The 15776-nt window shown below is 59.5% G+C and carries 14 protein-coding genes; 5 read left to right on the forward strand and 9 right to left on the reverse strand.

The window, feature by feature from the left end; all coding sequences use genetic code 11:
• Positions 1 to 11 precede the first annotated feature (11 nt).
• The 6 genes from J2X71_RS24640 to J2X71_RS24665 all read right to left on the reverse strand — a co-directional run bounded on the left by J2X71_RS24640 (position 12) and on the right by J2X71_RS24665 (position 6758).
• Positions 12 to 1073: a four-carbon acid sugar kinase family protein gene (locus tag J2X71_RS24640; RefSeq protein WP_310386117.1), complete on the reverse strand. Its 1062-nt coding sequence runs from the start codon at positions 1071 to 1073 to the stop codon at positions 12 to 14.
• Positions 1070 to 2062, reverse strand: coding sequence for an oligopeptide/dipeptide ABC transporter ATP-binding protein (locus J2X71_RS24645; RefSeq protein ID WP_310386119.1), 993 nt, complete (start codon positions 2060 to 2062; stop codon positions 1070 to 1072). The genes J2X71_RS24640 and J2X71_RS24645 overlap by 4 nt, the downstream gene beginning before the upstream one ends.
• The gene (locus tag J2X71_RS24650) at positions 2062 to 3066 is read right to left on the reverse strand and encodes an ABC transporter ATP-binding protein (protein ID WP_405049747.1); all 1005 of its coding nucleotides are present in this window, start codon (positions 3064 to 3066) and stop codon (positions 2062 to 2064) included. Before J2X71_RS24650 ends, J2X71_RS24645 begins: the two co-directional genes overlap by 1 nt.
• Entirely contained in the window at positions 3066 to 4025 is a 960-nt protein-coding gene (locus tag J2X71_RS24655; RefSeq protein ID WP_310386123.1) for an ABC transporter permease, read from the reverse strand. Before J2X71_RS24655 ends, J2X71_RS24650 begins: the two co-directional genes overlap by 1 nt.
• Positions 4026 to 4027: 2 nt before the next feature.
• Positions 4028 to 4984 carry an ABC transporter permease gene (locus J2X71_RS24660; protein WP_113322721.1) on the reverse strand — a complete coding sequence of 319 codons (957 nt, stop codon included), beginning with the start codon at positions 4982 to 4984 and terminating at the stop codon, positions 4028 to 4030.
• 133 nt (positions 4985 to 5117) lie between these two features.
• Positions 5118 to 6758: an ABC transporter substrate-binding protein gene (locus tag J2X71_RS24665; RefSeq protein WP_310386125.1), complete on the reverse strand. Its 1641-nt coding sequence runs from the start codon at positions 6756 to 6758 to the stop codon at positions 5118 to 5120.
• Positions 6759 to 7034: 276 nt separating this feature from the next.
• On the opposite strand from J2X71_RS24665, the gene J2X71_RS24670 reads away from it, so the two are divergent.
• The 4 genes from J2X71_RS24670 to pdxA all read left to right on the forward strand — a co-directional run bounded on the left by J2X71_RS24670 (position 7035) and on the right by pdxA (position 11625).
• Positions 7035 to 7940 carry a dihydrodipicolinate synthase family protein gene (locus J2X71_RS24670; protein WP_310386127.1) on the forward strand — a complete coding sequence of 302 codons (906 nt, stop codon included), beginning with the start codon at positions 7035 to 7037 and terminating at the stop codon, positions 7938 to 7940.
• Positions 7941 to 7951: 11 nt separating this feature from the next.
• Positions 7952 to 9136, forward strand: a complete 1185-nt coding sequence (locus J2X71_RS24675; RefSeq protein WP_310386129.1) for an exo-alpha-sialidase — start codon at positions 7952 to 7954, stop codon at positions 9134 to 9136.
• Between the two features lie 328 nt (positions 9137 to 9464).
• Positions 9465 to 10598: an iron-containing alcohol dehydrogenase gene (locus tag J2X71_RS24680; protein WP_310386131.1), complete on the forward strand. Its 1134-nt coding sequence runs from the start codon at positions 9465 to 9467 to the stop codon at positions 10596 to 10598.
• A 28-nt stretch (positions 10599 to 10626) separates the two neighbouring features.
• On the forward strand, positions 10627 to 11625 hold the full coding sequence (gene pdxA, locus J2X71_RS24685) for a 4-hydroxythreonine-4-phosphate dehydrogenase PdxA (RefSeq protein ID WP_310386134.1): 999 nt from the start codon (positions 10627 to 10629) through the stop codon (positions 11623 to 11625).
• Positions 11626 to 11764: 139 nt separating this feature from the next.
• Here pdxA and J2X71_RS24690 read toward each other — a convergent pair whose 3' ends face one another.
• The 3 genes from J2X71_RS24690 to J2X71_RS24700 all read right to left on the reverse strand — a co-directional run bounded on the left by J2X71_RS24690 (position 11765) and on the right by J2X71_RS24700 (position 14757).
• Positions 11765 to 12547, reverse strand: coding sequence for a FadR/GntR family transcriptional regulator (locus J2X71_RS24690; protein ID WP_310386135.1), 783 nt, complete (start codon positions 12545 to 12547; stop codon positions 11765 to 11767).
• A gap of 194 nt (positions 12548 to 12741) precedes the next feature.
• Positions 12742 to 13728 carry a substrate-binding domain-containing protein gene (locus J2X71_RS24695; RefSeq protein WP_029868596.1) on the reverse strand — a complete coding sequence of 329 codons (987 nt, stop codon included), beginning with the start codon at positions 13726 to 13728 and terminating at the stop codon, positions 12742 to 12744.
• A 48-nt stretch (positions 13729 to 13776) separates the two neighbouring features.
• Positions 13777 to 14757 carry an NAD(P)-dependent oxidoreductase gene (locus tag J2X71_RS24700; protein WP_310386136.1) on the reverse strand — a complete coding sequence of 327 codons (981 nt, stop codon included), beginning with the start codon at positions 14755 to 14757 and terminating at the stop codon, positions 13777 to 13779.
• Positions 14758 to 15013: 256 nt separating this feature from the next.
• Between J2X71_RS24700 and J2X71_RS24705 the strand changes: the two genes are divergently transcribed.
• Positions 15014 to 15754 (forward strand): ATP-binding cassette domain-containing protein, encoded by a 741-nt coding sequence (locus J2X71_RS24705; protein ID WP_310386138.1) that lies wholly within the window; start codon positions 15014 to 15016, stop codon positions 15752 to 15754.
• Positions 15755 to 15776 lie beyond the last annotated feature (22 nt).

A 15776-nucleotide genomic window follows, 5' to 3' on the forward strand; every position in this document is an offset into this window, starting at 1 on the left:
GCTAGCATCCGTTACGCCGCCCGATTCCGAACGATCAGTCTTAGCAAACTATCGGAATTGCCGAAGCCCCCCGACTTGACGGCACACCGGAATTGCCGCCCGTTGACGCCGGTCACGTCAAACCACGGAATACCGGCCTCGATTTCCCCCTTCGGCAACAGGATCGAAACGCCCAGTTCGCGAAAAACGGCAAGCGCAGTATCGCCGCCGCCCACCATGATCATGTCCGGGTTGGTATCATCTATGACCGATTTCACACCCTGCGCAAAGCGAGTGGCAACGAGTGCGGCATCGCTCTTCATCTCGCCTGTGCAGCGCACCAGCGCCGGCAGCGCCAGACCCTCACCACTTTCAACCGCGCCCATGGGCGCATCGACAACGACACGCAACGCACCGGAAGCTTCCAGACGATCCATCTGCCCGGAAGTGATCGGATCCCGCGAGCCGAAGGCAAAGAGTGTTTTTCGCGTCGCAAGAAATTCCGGCATCAGCCGCGCGGTTCCGCCGAGCCGGCGCGCCAGGGCGGAACCCAGACCACGGGCACCGACTGCAAGGGTGGAAAGCCAGTCGTTCTCCGTGACGACAATATCGAGATCGGCATCGTCTTCGGCATCGGCAACCATCACGTCGCGGCCAGATCCTGCAAAGAGGCCGGCTATCGGCAAGGGATGCTCCACACCGCGCCCGACCACGCAGCCACGATAGGTGATCCGCTCCTGATCGGGAATGGCAGGCGCCATGAGGATTGTCTTGAGACCCAGCACATCGGCAAGCGCAATGCTTTCGGCTGCGACATTGCCCTTCAGCCGCGAGTCGATCTTCTTCATGAAGATGGCCGACCCGGCAGCGCGCAGGGTCTCGGCAACGGCCCGCACGCGCGCGACCGCATCCGCTTCCGGCAATCCGCGCGAAGCAGTATTGACGACAACGACTTCGGCGCCGGTTCCCAGCGCCTTGCCAGCCGCCCCCACATCGATCGCCACAGCGACTGACAACCCGGCCTCCACGAAGGGTGTACCCGTATCGAGGGAGCCGGTCAGGTCGTCGGCAATGATGGCGACTTTCAGAGTCATGAAGTCTGCCCCGGATTGACGGCATGGCAGGCAACGAGATGGCCGGGCTTCGCTTCCTTCCATTCCGGAATGACCTTGCTGCAAACCTCCATCGCGATCGGGCAGCGTGTATGGAAACGACAGCCTGTCGGCGGATTCAGCGGGCTTGGCACATCGCCCTGCAGGATCTGACGCTTACGTGACCGCTCAAGCTCCGGATCGGTCTCCGGCACGGCCGAAAGCAGCGCCTTCGTATAGGGATGCAGCGGATTGTCGAAAAGCTCTTCGCGCGTTGCAAGCTCGGCCAGACGACCGAGATACATGACGCCGACGCGCGTACTGATATGGCGCACGACGGCCAGGTCATGGGCGATGAAGAGATAGGTCAGGCCGTATTTTTCCTGCAGGTCGAGCAGCAGGTTGATGATCTGCGCCTGGATCGACACATCGAGCGCCGAGATCGCCTCGTCGCAGACGATGAACTTCGGCTGACAGGCAAGCGCGCGGGCAATGACGACACGCTGGCGCTGGCCGCCCGAGAGCTCATGCGGATAGCGCTGGGCAAAACGTGTCGGCAGGCCGACATCCGTCAGCAGCGCTGCGACCTTGTCTTTCAGCTCGGCCTTGGTGGCAAGCTTGTGGAAGAGGATCGGCTCGCCGATCGCCTCGCCGACCGTCATGCGCGGGTTCAGCGTTGAATAGGGATCCTGGAAGACGATCTGCAGGTCACGGCGGAACGGCCGCATCTGCTTTTCGTCCAGCGTCGCAAGATCCTGGCCTTTATAGACCACCTTGCCGCTAGTCGCCTTGTAGAGATTGAGGATGGTGAAGCCGGTCGTCGACTTGCCGCAGCCGGATTCGCCGACAAGGCTCAGCGTCTCGCCTTCCATGATCTCGAGATTGACATTGTCGAGCGCATAGACGGTCGCCGAGCGTTCTCCGAAAGCACCGAGCTTGACATGGAAATGCTTGACGAGGTTTTCGACCTTCAAGAGCGGTTGAGCACCCATCACGCAGCCTCCTGCATTCTCTGGACGACGAAACAGGCGGCGCGATGCGCGCTGTTGCCGGAAATCGGCTCAAGCCGCGGCACACGCTCATGACAGACGGCTTCGGCCAGCGGGCAGCGTGGCGCAAAGGGGCAGCCCTTCGGCCGGCGGCCGGGCTCCGGCGGCGTGCCGCCGATCGAGGACAGGCGGCTTGCCGGCGCATCCGAAAGCTTCGGGATCGAGGACAAGAGGCCGCGCGTGTAAGGATGGCTGGGACGAGCATAAAGCTCGTCCACAGGCGCATCTTCCACGACCGTGCCGGCATAGAGCACGGCGACGCGATCGACGAGACCCGCAATCAGCGCGAGGTCGTGGGTGATCCAGACGACGGACATGCCGAGCTTGGCGCGCAGATCCTTCACCAGATCGACGATCTGGGCCTGGATCGTCACGTCGAGTGCAGTGGTCGGCTCGTCGGCGATCAGAAGCTTCGGATTGCAGGCAAGGCCGATCGCGATCATCACGCGTTGGCGCATGCCACCGGACAGCTCGTGCGGATAGGCCATCAGCCGCTCTTCCGGCCCCGGAATGCCAACGAGGCGCAGAAGCTCGACGGCGCGAGCCCGTGCCTCTTTCTTCGACATCTCGCGGTGATAGATCAGCGGCTCGCAGATCTGGTCGCCGATGCGCATGACCGGATTGAGCGACGTCATCGGATCCTGGAAGACGAAGCCGACATCGCCGCCGCGCACCTTGCGCAGCTCGCGGTTCGACATCTTCTGCAGGTCGCGGCCGTCAAACTTGGCCGTACCCTTCGTTACCTTGATCTTGTTCGGCAGAAGCCGCATCAGGCTCAACATCGTCAGGCTCTTGCCGCAGCCGGATTCACCGACGACGCCAAGCGTCTCGCCCTTGTTGACGTAGAGGTCGATGCCGTCGACGACGACGGCCGGGCCGCGGCGCGTGTCGATCTCGATGGTGAGGTCCTTCACGTCCAGCAGGCGTTCACTGGTGGTTGCGTTCATCATTTGCTGCCCCGCGGATTGAGTGCGTCGTTGAGGCCATCGCCGAGGAAGCTGAAGGCCACCGAAGCAAGACCGAGCACGGCCGCCGGAGCGGCGAGGAGATGCGGATAATGCTGCCATACGCGTAGGCCGTCCGAGATCATGTTGCCCCAGCTCGGCGTGGGCGGGTTAACCCCGACACCGAGGAAGCTGAAGGCACTTTCCAGCACCATTGCCGTGCCTAGGCCGGCGCTGACGGAAACGATCAGCGGACCAAGCGCATTCGGCACGATGTAGCGCATGATGACGATCCAGTTGGAAAGGCCAAGCGCCTGTGCCGCCATGACGTAGGGACGATTGCGGATCGACAGGACCTGCGCGCGAACGAGGCGCGCATAGGGCGGCCAGGAGATCAGCGCCATCGAACCGAAGACCAGGAGGAAGTCCACCCAGACCGTCTGGCGGTAGAACGGATTGAGGGTCGCGAGATACTGCGCCTCCATCCATTTGGTGATCGGCGTCTTCAGCGATGCATTGATAACGACGACGAGAAGCAGGTTCGGTACCGACATCGTCACATCCGTCAGCCACATGATGACCCGGTCGAAGGGATTGCCGAAGAAGCCGGCGACCGCACCAAGCAGAAGCCCGATCACGACAGCGATAAAGGTGACGATGACGGCAACGAGGAAGGCCGTGCGCGTACCAAACACGATGCGGCTGAAGACGTCGCGGCCGAGATCATCAGTTCCGAAGAAATGCGCGAGGGACGGCGGTGCATTGCGCGAGGCAAGATCCTGACTGAGATAGTCATATGGCGTCAGATACGGACCGAAGATCGCCGTGAAGGCGAGGACCACGATCACGATCAGGCCGAAGATCGCAAGCTTGTTGCGCTTCAGGCGATGCCAGGCATCGCGCCACAGGTTGACCGGCGGCTCCTCGGCCGTGTCGATCGTCGAAAGAGGAATAGCGGACATGATCAGCGGCTCCTTCTGGAATCATTTGCGCGCGGATCGAGCAGCGGGTAGAGCACATCGACCAGCAGGTTCGACACCATGACCAGGAAGGATCCGATCAGGGTGATCGCGAGAATGACGGGATAATCGGAATTGGTGAGCGCCTGCACGGTCAACCGGCCGAGACCCGGCAGGCCAAAGACGAGCTCGACGAAGATGGCGCCGTTGACGATGGTGATCATGATGAGACCGAGCTGTGTGACGACGGGCGTCAGCACCGGGCGCAGGATATGCTTCAGCGCCACCACGATTTCCGGCACGCCCTTGGCACGCGCGGTGCGAACGAAATCTTCGGACAGCACTTCAATAACGGCGGCGCGCGTCTGGCGCACGATCAGCGCGATCGGCTGGAAGGAGAGCACGACGAGCGGCAGGATGATGCGCATGTCGAAGACGCCGCCCCAGCCGTAGGGCACCTTGATCATCGGCAACAGCACGATCAGCGCCACCATCAGCAGCGGACCGGCGACATAGGCAGGGATCGCCCAGAGAAAAAGTGCCGTACCGAGGATCGTATAGTCGATGCGGTTGTTCTGGTTCAGAGCGGCGATCATCCCGAGCGGGATCGCAACGACCGTCGTCAGGATGATGGAACAGAGTGCAAGCTGGAAGGAGACGGGAGCAGCTGCCGAAACCATTGCCCAGACGGAGCGGCCGGATGTCAACGAATTGCCGAACTGCCCGTGCAGGAGGTTCCAGACATAGAGGCCGAACTGCTCGATGAAGGGCTTGTTGAGACCAGCACTTTCGCGGATCGCCTCGATCCGCTGTGGGTTGTAAGCGACGTCACCAGGCGCGCGAAGGAAGATCAGCTTGATCGGATCGCCCGCGCCATAGAACGCCATCGCGTAGACGGCCATCATCACGACAAGGACAGACGGAATCCAGATGGCAAACCGCGTGAACACATAGCGTAGCAAGGCCACCTCCCATTCTTGCCCGGCGCATTCCCGCGGGAGGCCGCAGCCGCCGGTTCTTCTTGAAATATAGCGCGAAGGCCTTTCGGCCTTCGCGCCGCTGCTTTGGCCGCATCATGCGGCCCTGCTATCGGCTTCAGCCGATGGAAACATCCCAGGGAGCCACGACCTGCCAGTCGAGGTTCTTTTCCATTGCCTTGACGTCCTTGGTTGCCCAGCGCGACATCGCCTGAGAGTACCACGGAAGGAAGGCCCAGTCGTCGCGGAAGGCCTTTTGGGCCTCCTGCGCGAGCTTCACGCGATCCGGATCATCGGCAGCCTTGGTTGCGGCTTCCGCCAGCAGACTGTCCACCTTGTCGTTCTTGTATCCGCCGAGCTTATTCTGGGCGTTGGACGAGGTGGAGGCGATCGAACCGGCGAGATAGGAGACCGCATCGGGAACACGCGTACCGACGTCATCACGGAAGATCTGAACCGAGTTCTGGTCCGGACCGGCATAGGCGTCCTGCTGCGGCTTCATGTCGACGGCAGTGATGCCTAGGTTCTGGCGCCACTGCTCGGCGATGAACTGGGCAGCCGCCTGGATCGCCGGGCCGGAAATGCCGACGAACAGCAGCTTTGGAAGACGCTCAGGACCGCCATAGCTCGATTCAGCCAGCAACTTCTTGGCCGCTGCAGGATCATACGGATAGGGTTCGAAACCGGAATTGTCAGCACCCGGAACCGAGTTCAGGATCTGGTCGGCCTTCTTGTGGGGACCATCCGGATAGGACGCCTTGAACAGGCCGTCGCGATCGACCGCCATGATCAGCGCCTGACGCACCTTCGGGTCATCCATCGGCGCGCGCGACGTGTTGAACCAGAAATGCTGGCTGGTCGGGATGAGCGGACCGGCAGAAAACTCCGGGCCGAGATCCTGGATGATCGTCGAGGTGACGAGCTCGGTGTGAGCATTGTATTCGCCGGACTTGATCAGCGAGGTCGCAGTCACGTTGTCTTCGATCGAGCTGATCTCGATGCGGGCGAGCTTCGGCTTCGGTCCGAAGAACTTTTCGTTCGGCTCGAAGGTCAGCGTGCCGGCGTCGATATCAAGCGCCGTCAGCTTGAAGGGACCGGAATAGACGGCGCTGCCATCAGGCTTGTACCAATCGGCCACCTCCTCACCATCGCTGCCGCGCGACTGGGCGGCCTTGGTGATCGGGACGATGTGGTTGGCAAGGCGCATGAAGAAGATCGGATCTGGCTGCGTCAGCGTGCAGACAACCGTCAATTCATCAGGCGTTGTTACGCCGGTCAGCTCCTTGGCGGAGCCGGCGGAGATTTCCTTGTAACCGGCGACCTTGTTCAGCACCTGATCGACGCGCTGGTTCTTCGTATTGGGCATGGAAGAAACCTCCCAGGAGCCCTTGATATCGGCCGCGGTGATCTTGCTGCCATCGGAGAAGACTGCCTTCGGGTCGATCTTGAACGTCCAGACCTTCTTGTCCGGCGAGTCCCAGCTCGTGAAGACGTAAGGCTGGATCTTGCCCTCGGCGTCGAAATACATCGGCGACGCCCACCAGAAGGAATTCCAGCGGAAGGTTCTGCCGCCGCCGCGCAGCGGCGACCAGTCCTGGTCGAAGGCCGGATTGATGGCCTTCAAGACCTGTCCGTCCTGCGCCATGACGATGCGCGCGCTCGCACCGAAGAGCGAGAAGCCGACACCGGCCGCAAGCCCGAGCTTCAGCGCTTCACGACGGGAAATCTGCGAAAAGTTTTGGTCACTACCAATTGTCATTTGCTCCTCCGTGGCAAATAGCGCGCCTTTCGAAAGACCTCCCCGAAGCTGCGCGATATGGCGCTGACATTTGCGCGATAATGTAAATCTGTCAATGGAAAATAGGGTACGAAAGATTAAAAACGAGGATCTCAATTATTTAATGATAAAAATCAATATCTTGAAAATGCGCATACGAAATTTTCAAATTTGTAAGATTGACAACTACGCCGCATTGAGATGAATACGACAGCGTAGGAACGTGCCGGGAAGGCCCGGTCTGACGAGGAGGATACTTTGCGCAATCACAAGATTACAGGCGTCTATAGCGCCGCCACCACCCCTCTCAATACCGATGGCAGCCCCGATCTCGGCCTTTTCACCGAACATTGCCAGCGGCTGATCGAAGAAGGCTGCCACGGCGTGGCACTGCTCGGAACGACGGGCGAAGCCAACTCCTTCTCTTCCCCCGAACGCCGCATGATCCTCGAAGCGGCTCTGAAGGCTGGCATTCCAGCCGACAAGCTGCTGCCAGGCACCGGCGTCGTCGCCATTCCCGAGACGGTCGAACTGACGAAGCATGCGCTTTCGCTTGGCGTTACCAAGGTGGTCATGCTGCCGCCCTTCTACTACAAGGGTGTCTCCGATGAGGGGCTGTTCACTGCCTATGCGCAGATTCTGGAGAAGATCGGCGATACCAGGCTGCAGGTGATCCTCTATCATATCCCGCAGGTCTCAGGCGTTCCGCTCTCCATTCCGCTGATCAGCCGGCTGGTCGAAGCCTTCCCGGAAACGGTCGTCGGCATTAAGGAATCCGCAGGCGATTTCACCAACATGCAGGCGATCATCGCAGCCTGCCCTGGCTTCTCGGTGCTCTGTGGTGCCGACCCGCTACTGCTACCGCTCCTGAAGGCCGGAGGCGCCGGTTGCATTACCGCGACCTCGAACCTCGTCGCAAATTCGCTGCGCACGGTCTACGACCATGTCCACGACGAGACGAAGAGGGCAGAGGTCGAGGCTGCGCAGGCGCGCATCAATGCCTTCCGCACCCTGTCGAACTCCTATGTCCAGATCCCGACGATCAAAGCCATGGTCGGCTTGAAGACCGGCAATGCCGGCTGGCGACGCACGCGCCCGCCGCTGGTGCCACTCAATGATGCCGAATATGCAGCGCTCGCCGAAGGCTACGCAAAGCTGCCGTAAAGGAGGATGCCATGCAAACGACAGGTTTGAAGCCCGAGGACATTCCGACGTTGATGGACGGTGTCCTCAGAGCAAATACCGCCCAGACTGACCGCTTTGATGCCTATCTCCCCTCTCCCTGCATCCAGAACCACGCCTCCAATCTCGCTTTTCTGGCCGATGGCACGCTGACCTGCGTCTGGTTTGGTGGCACGATGGAAGGCATGGGCGACATCTCGATTTACATGTCGCGGCTGGCACCCGGCGCGGATCGCTGGTCCGAACCGGAGAAGATGTCTGACGATCCGGCAAAATCCGAGCAAAATCCGTTGATTTTCAACGCGCCGGATGGTCGGGTCTGGCTGCTTTACACCTCGCAAACATCTGGCGATCAGGACGGCGCGGTTGTCAAATGCCGGATCTCTAAAAATGGTGGCGAGAGTTTTGCTCCGCCCACCATTCTCTGCGACCTGCCGGGCACCTTCGTGCGCCAGCAGATTGTCGTTAATGGCAAAGGCGACTGGTTACTTCCCATCTTCCGTTGCATCAGCCTGCCCGGTCAGCGCTGGAGCGGCGATGCCGACACCGCAGGCGTTCTGATCTCCCGCGATGCTGGAAAGAGCTGGCAAATGAAGGAGATAGAAGGCAGTCTGGGCGCCGTGCACATGAATATCATACCGCTCGAGGGCGATAGGATGATCGCCTTCTTCCGCGATCGTTATTCGGAGAATATTCGCGCCTCGCTGTCATTAGACCGGGGCGAGACCTGGAGCGCTCCGGAGCCGACCAATCTGCCCAACAATAATTCCTCGATCCAGGCCGTAGGGCTGACGGACCGGAGAATCGCGATGGTTTACAACCACAGCAACGCCGCGTCCTCCGATGCGCGACGCCACTCGCTCTATGACGAAATCGAAAGCGATAAGGCGCCAGTCGCGGAAATTTCGAGCATGCCGGCCAGAAAGGCCATCTGGGGCGTTCCGCGCGCGCCGCTCAGCCTTGCAGTTTCTGCCAATACAGATGGTCATTTCGAACGCAAGTTCGATCTCGATACCGGCGACGGTTACTGCCTGAGCAACAATTCGAAGGATATGCTCAATCGCGAGTTCTCCTATCCCTCCATCACGCAGGGACCAGATGGCGCGCTTCATGTAGCCTACACCTATTACCGGCGCGCCATCAAACATGTGCGTCTTCCTTTGGAATCAATTGCTTAGAAGCAATCGCAAGTTCCGACTGCACATGGAGGAGGCCAAATGTGTGAAACACTTCGGCCTCCTCCATGCGCGTCATTATTTTTACAAATACACGACAAGCGATTGACCAAGCTGGCTTAGCTAGACGAACCCAATGTCGCATTGCAATAATTATCATTATATATCAATTATTTAAGAAATAAAAAGAGCATGAAAAACACCTCCCATTTGCCGGGAATTGATCGACAGACGAGAAAAATCCTCATTCATTCTTGCCAAAAACGGTAGGACAGGATAACAAATTTACATCATTGGCGGTCAAGTCCGTCGCGCATCGGGAGGACCGTATATGGTCAGTTTGGATTCACCTATTACCGTTGTCCGGCCACACCTGATCGAGTTCGGTGTCGGAACTGCGGGGAAGTTGGGCGCCTGGGCGGCCGGCAAGGGTTATTCCCGAACGCTGGTTATCTCGGATGCTTTCAACGCCGCACGCATTGATGTGCTGCAGCTGAAGGGTGAGGTTTCGGTCTTCTCCGATGTAACGCCCGAGCCGGATATTGCCAATCTCGACAAAGTGCTCGCCGCGGCAGAAGCGACACAGGCTGAGCTCATCGTCGGCTTCGGCGGTGGTAGCGCCATGGATCTTGCCAAGCTCGCTGCCGTACTTGCCGGCTCGCAGCAGACGCTTCGCGAAGTTGTCGGCCCGAACAAGGTGCAGAAGGCGCGCAAGGCAGCGCTCGCGCAGGTGCCGACCACATCGGGCACCGGCAGCGAGGCCGGCATCCGCGCGCTCGTCACCGATCCCGAGACCAAGGCTAAACTCGCAGTCGAGAGCCTTCACATGCTCGCCGATATCGCCGTCATCGACCCGTCGCTGACCTTCTCCGTTCCAGCCCGCACCACCGCCGCAACCGGTGTCGATGCCATGGCGCATTGCGTCGAGGCTTTCACCAATCGCAAGGCGCATCCGATGATCGACATGTATGCGATCGAAGGAACGCGGCTCGTCGGCAAGTATCTTGCAAGAGCCGTGCGCGACGGCTCGGATGCCGAAGCCCGTGCCGGGCTTTCACTGGCCTCACTCTATGGCGGCTTCTGCCTTGGCCCGGTCAATACAGCCGGCGGCCATGCACTCGCCTATCCGCTCGGCACCCGCTGGCATGTCGCCCATGGCGCGGCCAATGCGCTGATCTTCCCGCATGTTCTCGCCTTCAACACCCCGGCCGTGCCGGAAAAGACGAAGGCAGTCATGGAAGCGCTTGGCCGCGACACATCCGATACCGTCAAATCGGTCTTCGATGCGGCCTATGCCTTCTGCGCCGAACTCGGCATCGAAATGACGCTCTCCGGCCTCGGCGTGCCGGAAAACGATCTAGATGCCATGGCCGACGATGCTTTCGCGATCCGCAGGCTCCTGGATAACAATCCGCGCGACTTGACGCGCACTGACATACGCTCGATCTACGAAGCAGCCTATTGAGGCAGGGCTTTCAAGAGGAATTTGACTGATGGACAGAAATGCAAAAGTCGCAGTAACCCTCGGCGACCCTGCCGGCGTAGGCCCTGAAGTGATCGTCAAGGCGCTGGCTGCACTGCCGGCCGCCGAACGGCGCGATTTCGTCATCGTTGGCAATGCCGAAGCATTGGAACGCGCTGCGCGCGCCACTGACGTCAGCCTCAATTTTGGCCCCTCCGCCTCCGATGACGGAAACACCATCGCGGTCGATGAGGTACCGCTTGGCGCCCCCCTCCCCGAAATCGGCAAGGTCAGCCCGGTCGCCGGCGACGCCTCCGTTCGCTACATCGCCCGCGCCGTCGATCTCGCAATGTCGAAGGAGGCCGACGTCATCGTCACGGCGCCGATCAACAAGGAAGCCATGAACCTTGCCGGCCATCATTTCGATGGCCATACCGGCCTGCTGGCGCATCTGACCGGTTCCAAGAGTTCCTTCATGCTGCTCGCCTCCGAGCGGCTGAACACGATCCACGTCTCCACCCATATCTCGCTGAAGGGTGCGATCGAGCGGGCCAAGACCGAGCGCGTGCTGGCAACGATCGAAGCCGGCCACAATCACTTCATGCGCCTCGGCAAGAAAGCCCGCATCGCCGTTGCCGGTCTCAACCCGCATTGTGGCGAAAACGGCCTCTTCGGAACCGAAGACACGGAATTCCTGGCGCCTGCCGTCGAACTCGCACAGGCCAAGGGTATCGACGTGGTCGGCCCGATCTCCGCCGACACGGTCTTCGCCCGCGCCTATAACGGCGCCTTCGATCTCGTCATCGCCCAATATCACGACCAGGGCCACATCCCGATCAAGCTTGTCGCTTTTGAGACCGCCGTGAACGTCTCCCTCGGCCTGCCGATCGACCGCGTCTCGGTCGATCATGGCACCGCCTTCGACATCGCCGGAACCGGCCGCGCCAACCACGTCAATATGCTGTCAGCCATCGCATATGCGCGACTGATGGCGAGGTCGCCGCGCGGGGCCACAGCGCTGGCCTCCTAAGCAACGGGTTTTAAATTTAAGCTCTTGGCCAACAAAAAGCCCGCTTGAGAGCGGGCTTTTCCGTCAGTGGTTCGGCGATATTTCAAGATACGCACGCGGGACTGGCGACCGATCCCTCAGCCGGACAGGATACAAATTTCTATCGTGACCACCGTGCTATGATTTGGTCTGTATTTGCCAGCACCTTGCGGACTGCGTTGCGCGCCATGTTCGGTCGCTGCAATCGGATGCTTTTCTCAATATTTTCATGAAGTTTCAGCACATATACCAAGTCGTCTTCCTCACGCGTGACATGGGTGAACAGGTGGTTCAGCGCCGACTCGATCAATACGCCGAGCGGCACCAGCAGATCGTTTCCGGAGGCGCGCAAGATCGCGATGTGAAATCGCGCATCGGCTTCCGTTCGCTGCTGGAGTGATGTCGCGTGACCCATATCATGCAGGGCCTGGCTGATCGCGTTCATTTGCTCTTCAGTTCGGCGCTCAGCAGCAAGCGCGGTCGCTTCCGGCTCGATGATATGCCTGAGTTCCTGCACGGCCCTCAGAAACGATTCGCGATCGGGTGATGCGGCATACCAGCCCAATACATCCCGATCCAGCAGGTTCCAACGTTCCTTAGGTTCGACCCAACTGCCGATTTTTGGGCGGGAAGAAAGCAGGCCCTTGGCCATCAGCATCTTGATCGCTTCGCGCACCGCCGACCGGCTGACTTCAAAGACTTGCGACCATTTTGCCTCGTTTGGCAGGATCGTGCCGGGCGGATAGTCACCGCGCACGATCCGGAGACCGATCTCGCCCGCCAAAGACACATGAACACTCGCCCCCGTCATGCGGGGAGCATTTGGGCGCCTTGTGGTGGCTGAGCGGTCAACCACCGCCACCTCGACCGGAGTCATAGGCTTTCCCGATTTCTTGTCAGGCATCTATTTCTACTGCCTCAGCATTCTTTCGACTGTCTGCACGTATTATCAAAACAATCGTAATAACGAGGAAGTCGCCTGCGATTGGATCCGGCACAAAGCTCGGAATTCAGGGCGCGTCAAGCCCTGCAGATCTTTCGATCCGCCACGTCGAGGCAGTCGGCGCACCCTTGTACCGGGTGCGCCAAGCCACGAGCCTACTTTTGAATGCAGGTATCGACTGTGTCCTTCGTGCACTCATCGAGCCCGGTGAATACCGGATCTTCAACTGCCTTGCCGGCAATCAGATCCATCATCACCGTAGGTGCCTTGTAGCCCATCTCGAACGGCCGTTGGCCAACGAGTGCAGTCACCAGGCCTTCTCTCGCAATAGCAACCTCGTCACCGATCGTATCGGCAGCACCGATGACGAAATCGTTGCTGGCGATCTTGTCGGCCATCGGCTTGAACAGGTCACGATAGGGTTGCGGCGCGCCGAATAATGGCCAGCCGCCCATGATGCCGAATGCGTCGAGGTCGGAATTGGCCGCGAGGATATCGGTCATTGCCTGCACACCCTTGGCACCGTCGTCATTGGTGAAGACCGGGCAGCCTGCGACCTCCGTCCAACCGCCCTCGCCTTTCAATGCGGTCAGGCCTTTCTGGCCAGTGAGCGTGTCACGCATACCTTGCGCGCGGCGTAGAATATTGTCTGCTCCCGGATTGCCTTCGATTGTGCAGATCTTGCCGCCCTTCGGCTTGGCCTTCTTGATGTATTCGCCGATGCGTGCGCCCATCAGATAGTTGTCGGTGCCGAGATAGGTCTTGCGCAAGGCTGCATCCTCGGCTGCAAGATCGGCATCAAGCGTCATCACCGGAACCGTCGGATTGGCGGTCTTCAGGGTCTGCGCGATGAGCTTTGCATTTGACGGCGAAATCGCGATTGCAGCCGTGTCTGCCTTGCCCAACATATCCTGAACGATCTGCGCTTCGCCGGCTTCATCCGATGTCGATGCCGGACCAGTGTAGAAGCACTCATATTCCGCAGTCGGGTTCTCCTTGTTCCACTTCTGGCAACCTTGATTGATTGCTTCGAAGAACGGATTGTCGAGGCCCTTGACGACGATGACGAGTTGCTTCTTGGCCAGGGCCTGCCCGGCGGTCAATGCTAGAACTGCGGCTGTAAGTAATAATGCCTTCCTCATGGTTTCCTCCCTTGAAACAGACGGGCACGACATGCCCGCCACACGAAATCAACCCGGATACCAGACGATGCGAGGCTCCTCCTTCGAACGCTCATATTGCCACGCCGAGTCGATAAGCATTTCGAGATCGTAGTTTGCCCGCCAATCCAGCAGGTATTTCGCCTTGCTGTTGTCCATCCAATTGGAATGAAAACGGCTCGGTATGTCGACGGAGCCGAGATTTCGCGTGCGCGACAGGTAGGCGGCGACTTCAGCATAGTCGACAGGCCGATCCATGCAGATATTGAAGAGTTGCCGCTCCGCCCGGGGGTTGTCGATCGCTGCCAATATTGCCGATACGAGGTCATCGACATGCACGAAGTTGCGTTTCAGCGGACGACCGTCAGCATCGAGCAACAGCGGCACAGTCCCCATGGCCGCATAGCCCCGCGCGGCTTCTTCCGGAACGAGTGTCTTCCAGTCCGGGCCGCCGAAGACGTCGTCTCCAAAGGACAGCGAATATTTGAAATCGTCCTTCTCCATAATCCAGGGCGCGCGCAGGCAACAGCCATTGAGGCCGTACTGAATGCCAAACTGCTCCAGCATGACCTCTTCCAGAACCTTGGAGAGCGCGTAGCTTCCCGGATAAGCGCAGTGGGGTGCGCTCTCGGTGATCGGCCCATTGTGGCGATAGTGGAAATGCCCGATGCCCGCATCGCCACCGATCAGGATGAACTGGCGCGCTGTGACGCTCGCACGGAACTCCTCAAGCAGCCAAAAGAGACCTTTGACCGTGACATCCATGACGTCTTCAGGCGTTTCCTTGCATGTGGCGAGATGCACGACATGGGTAACATCAGAGAGAGCCGCGGCCACAACATCGCGATCGGCGATCGAGCCACGGATGACTTCGACACGGTCGGTCGCCTCGCACAAACGGTTATGACAAAGCGCGCGAATACGGGCTTTGGAAAATCTCGGATCGTCAAGCAGCCCAGCAATGAAGCGCCGCCCGACCTTGCCCGTCGCACCGGTAACAAGGATCAGCATGCTCTCTCTCCCAGTGATAGCTAATATTCGGACGCCACTTCCGTCAATTGATATTTGTCCGACAAAACAGATTTTTGCTACAATAGGGCCAAGACCTCGGACAATGAGTTGACGCTGTCGCGGGGTTTTGCGTAAATGCTAATAATCGCTTTTCCTGGGAGGATATTGGAAAGGCGAATTCGCTTGAGCCTCGTCGAAAACAAGCCGGGTCCGGAGCGAACTGATAGCGACAAGTTTTTGGGAGGCCAGGAGGCTGGTGGCGGTTCTCGAGCTCACCAATATTTCCAAACATTTCGGTGCCATCCAGGCCGTCAACGATGTTTCGTTTTCGCTCGAAGCGGGGCAAGTGGTCGGCCTCATGGGTGATAACGGCGCCGGTAAGTCCACATTGGTCAAGATGATCGCCGGCAACTTTCGGCCGAGCCACGGAACCATGCGCCTTGATGGCGCCGATCTCGTGCTTCATCGGCCGAAGGAGGCACGGCTGCATGGCATCGAGATCGTTCATCAGGATCTGGCGCTCTGCAACAATCTTACGGCGGCAGCGAACGTATTCCTTGGACGAGAATTGCGCCGCGGCGTATGGCCTCTTCGCATCCTCGACTACAAGACCATGTACAAGCGCGCCGGCGAGATATTTCGCGAACTCAAATCCGAGACGCGGCCGCGCGATCTCGTCAAGCAAATGTCAGGCGGACAGCGGCAAGCGGTCGCGATTGCTCGCACGATGCTGTCGGAAGCGAAAATCGTGCTGATGGACGAGCCGACAGCAGCCATTTCCGTGCGCCAGGTGGCCGAGGTTCTGAATTTGATCCGCCAATTGCGTGACCGGGGCATTGTCGTTGTCCTGATCAGCCACCGCATGCCCGACGTCTTTTCGGTCGCAGACCGCGTGATCGTGATGCGGCGGGGCAGAAAAGTGGCCGACAAGCCAATTGCGGCAAGTTCGCCGGAGGAAGTGACGGGACTGATCACCGGCGCCATCGAACAGGTGTGATCGATGCTATCCGTTGCAGCAG

The sequence above is a fragment of the Rhizobium sp. 1399 genome, assembly GCF_031455475.1.
GTDB lineage: Bacteria > Pseudomonadota > Alphaproteobacteria > Rhizobiales > Rhizobiaceae > Rhizobium.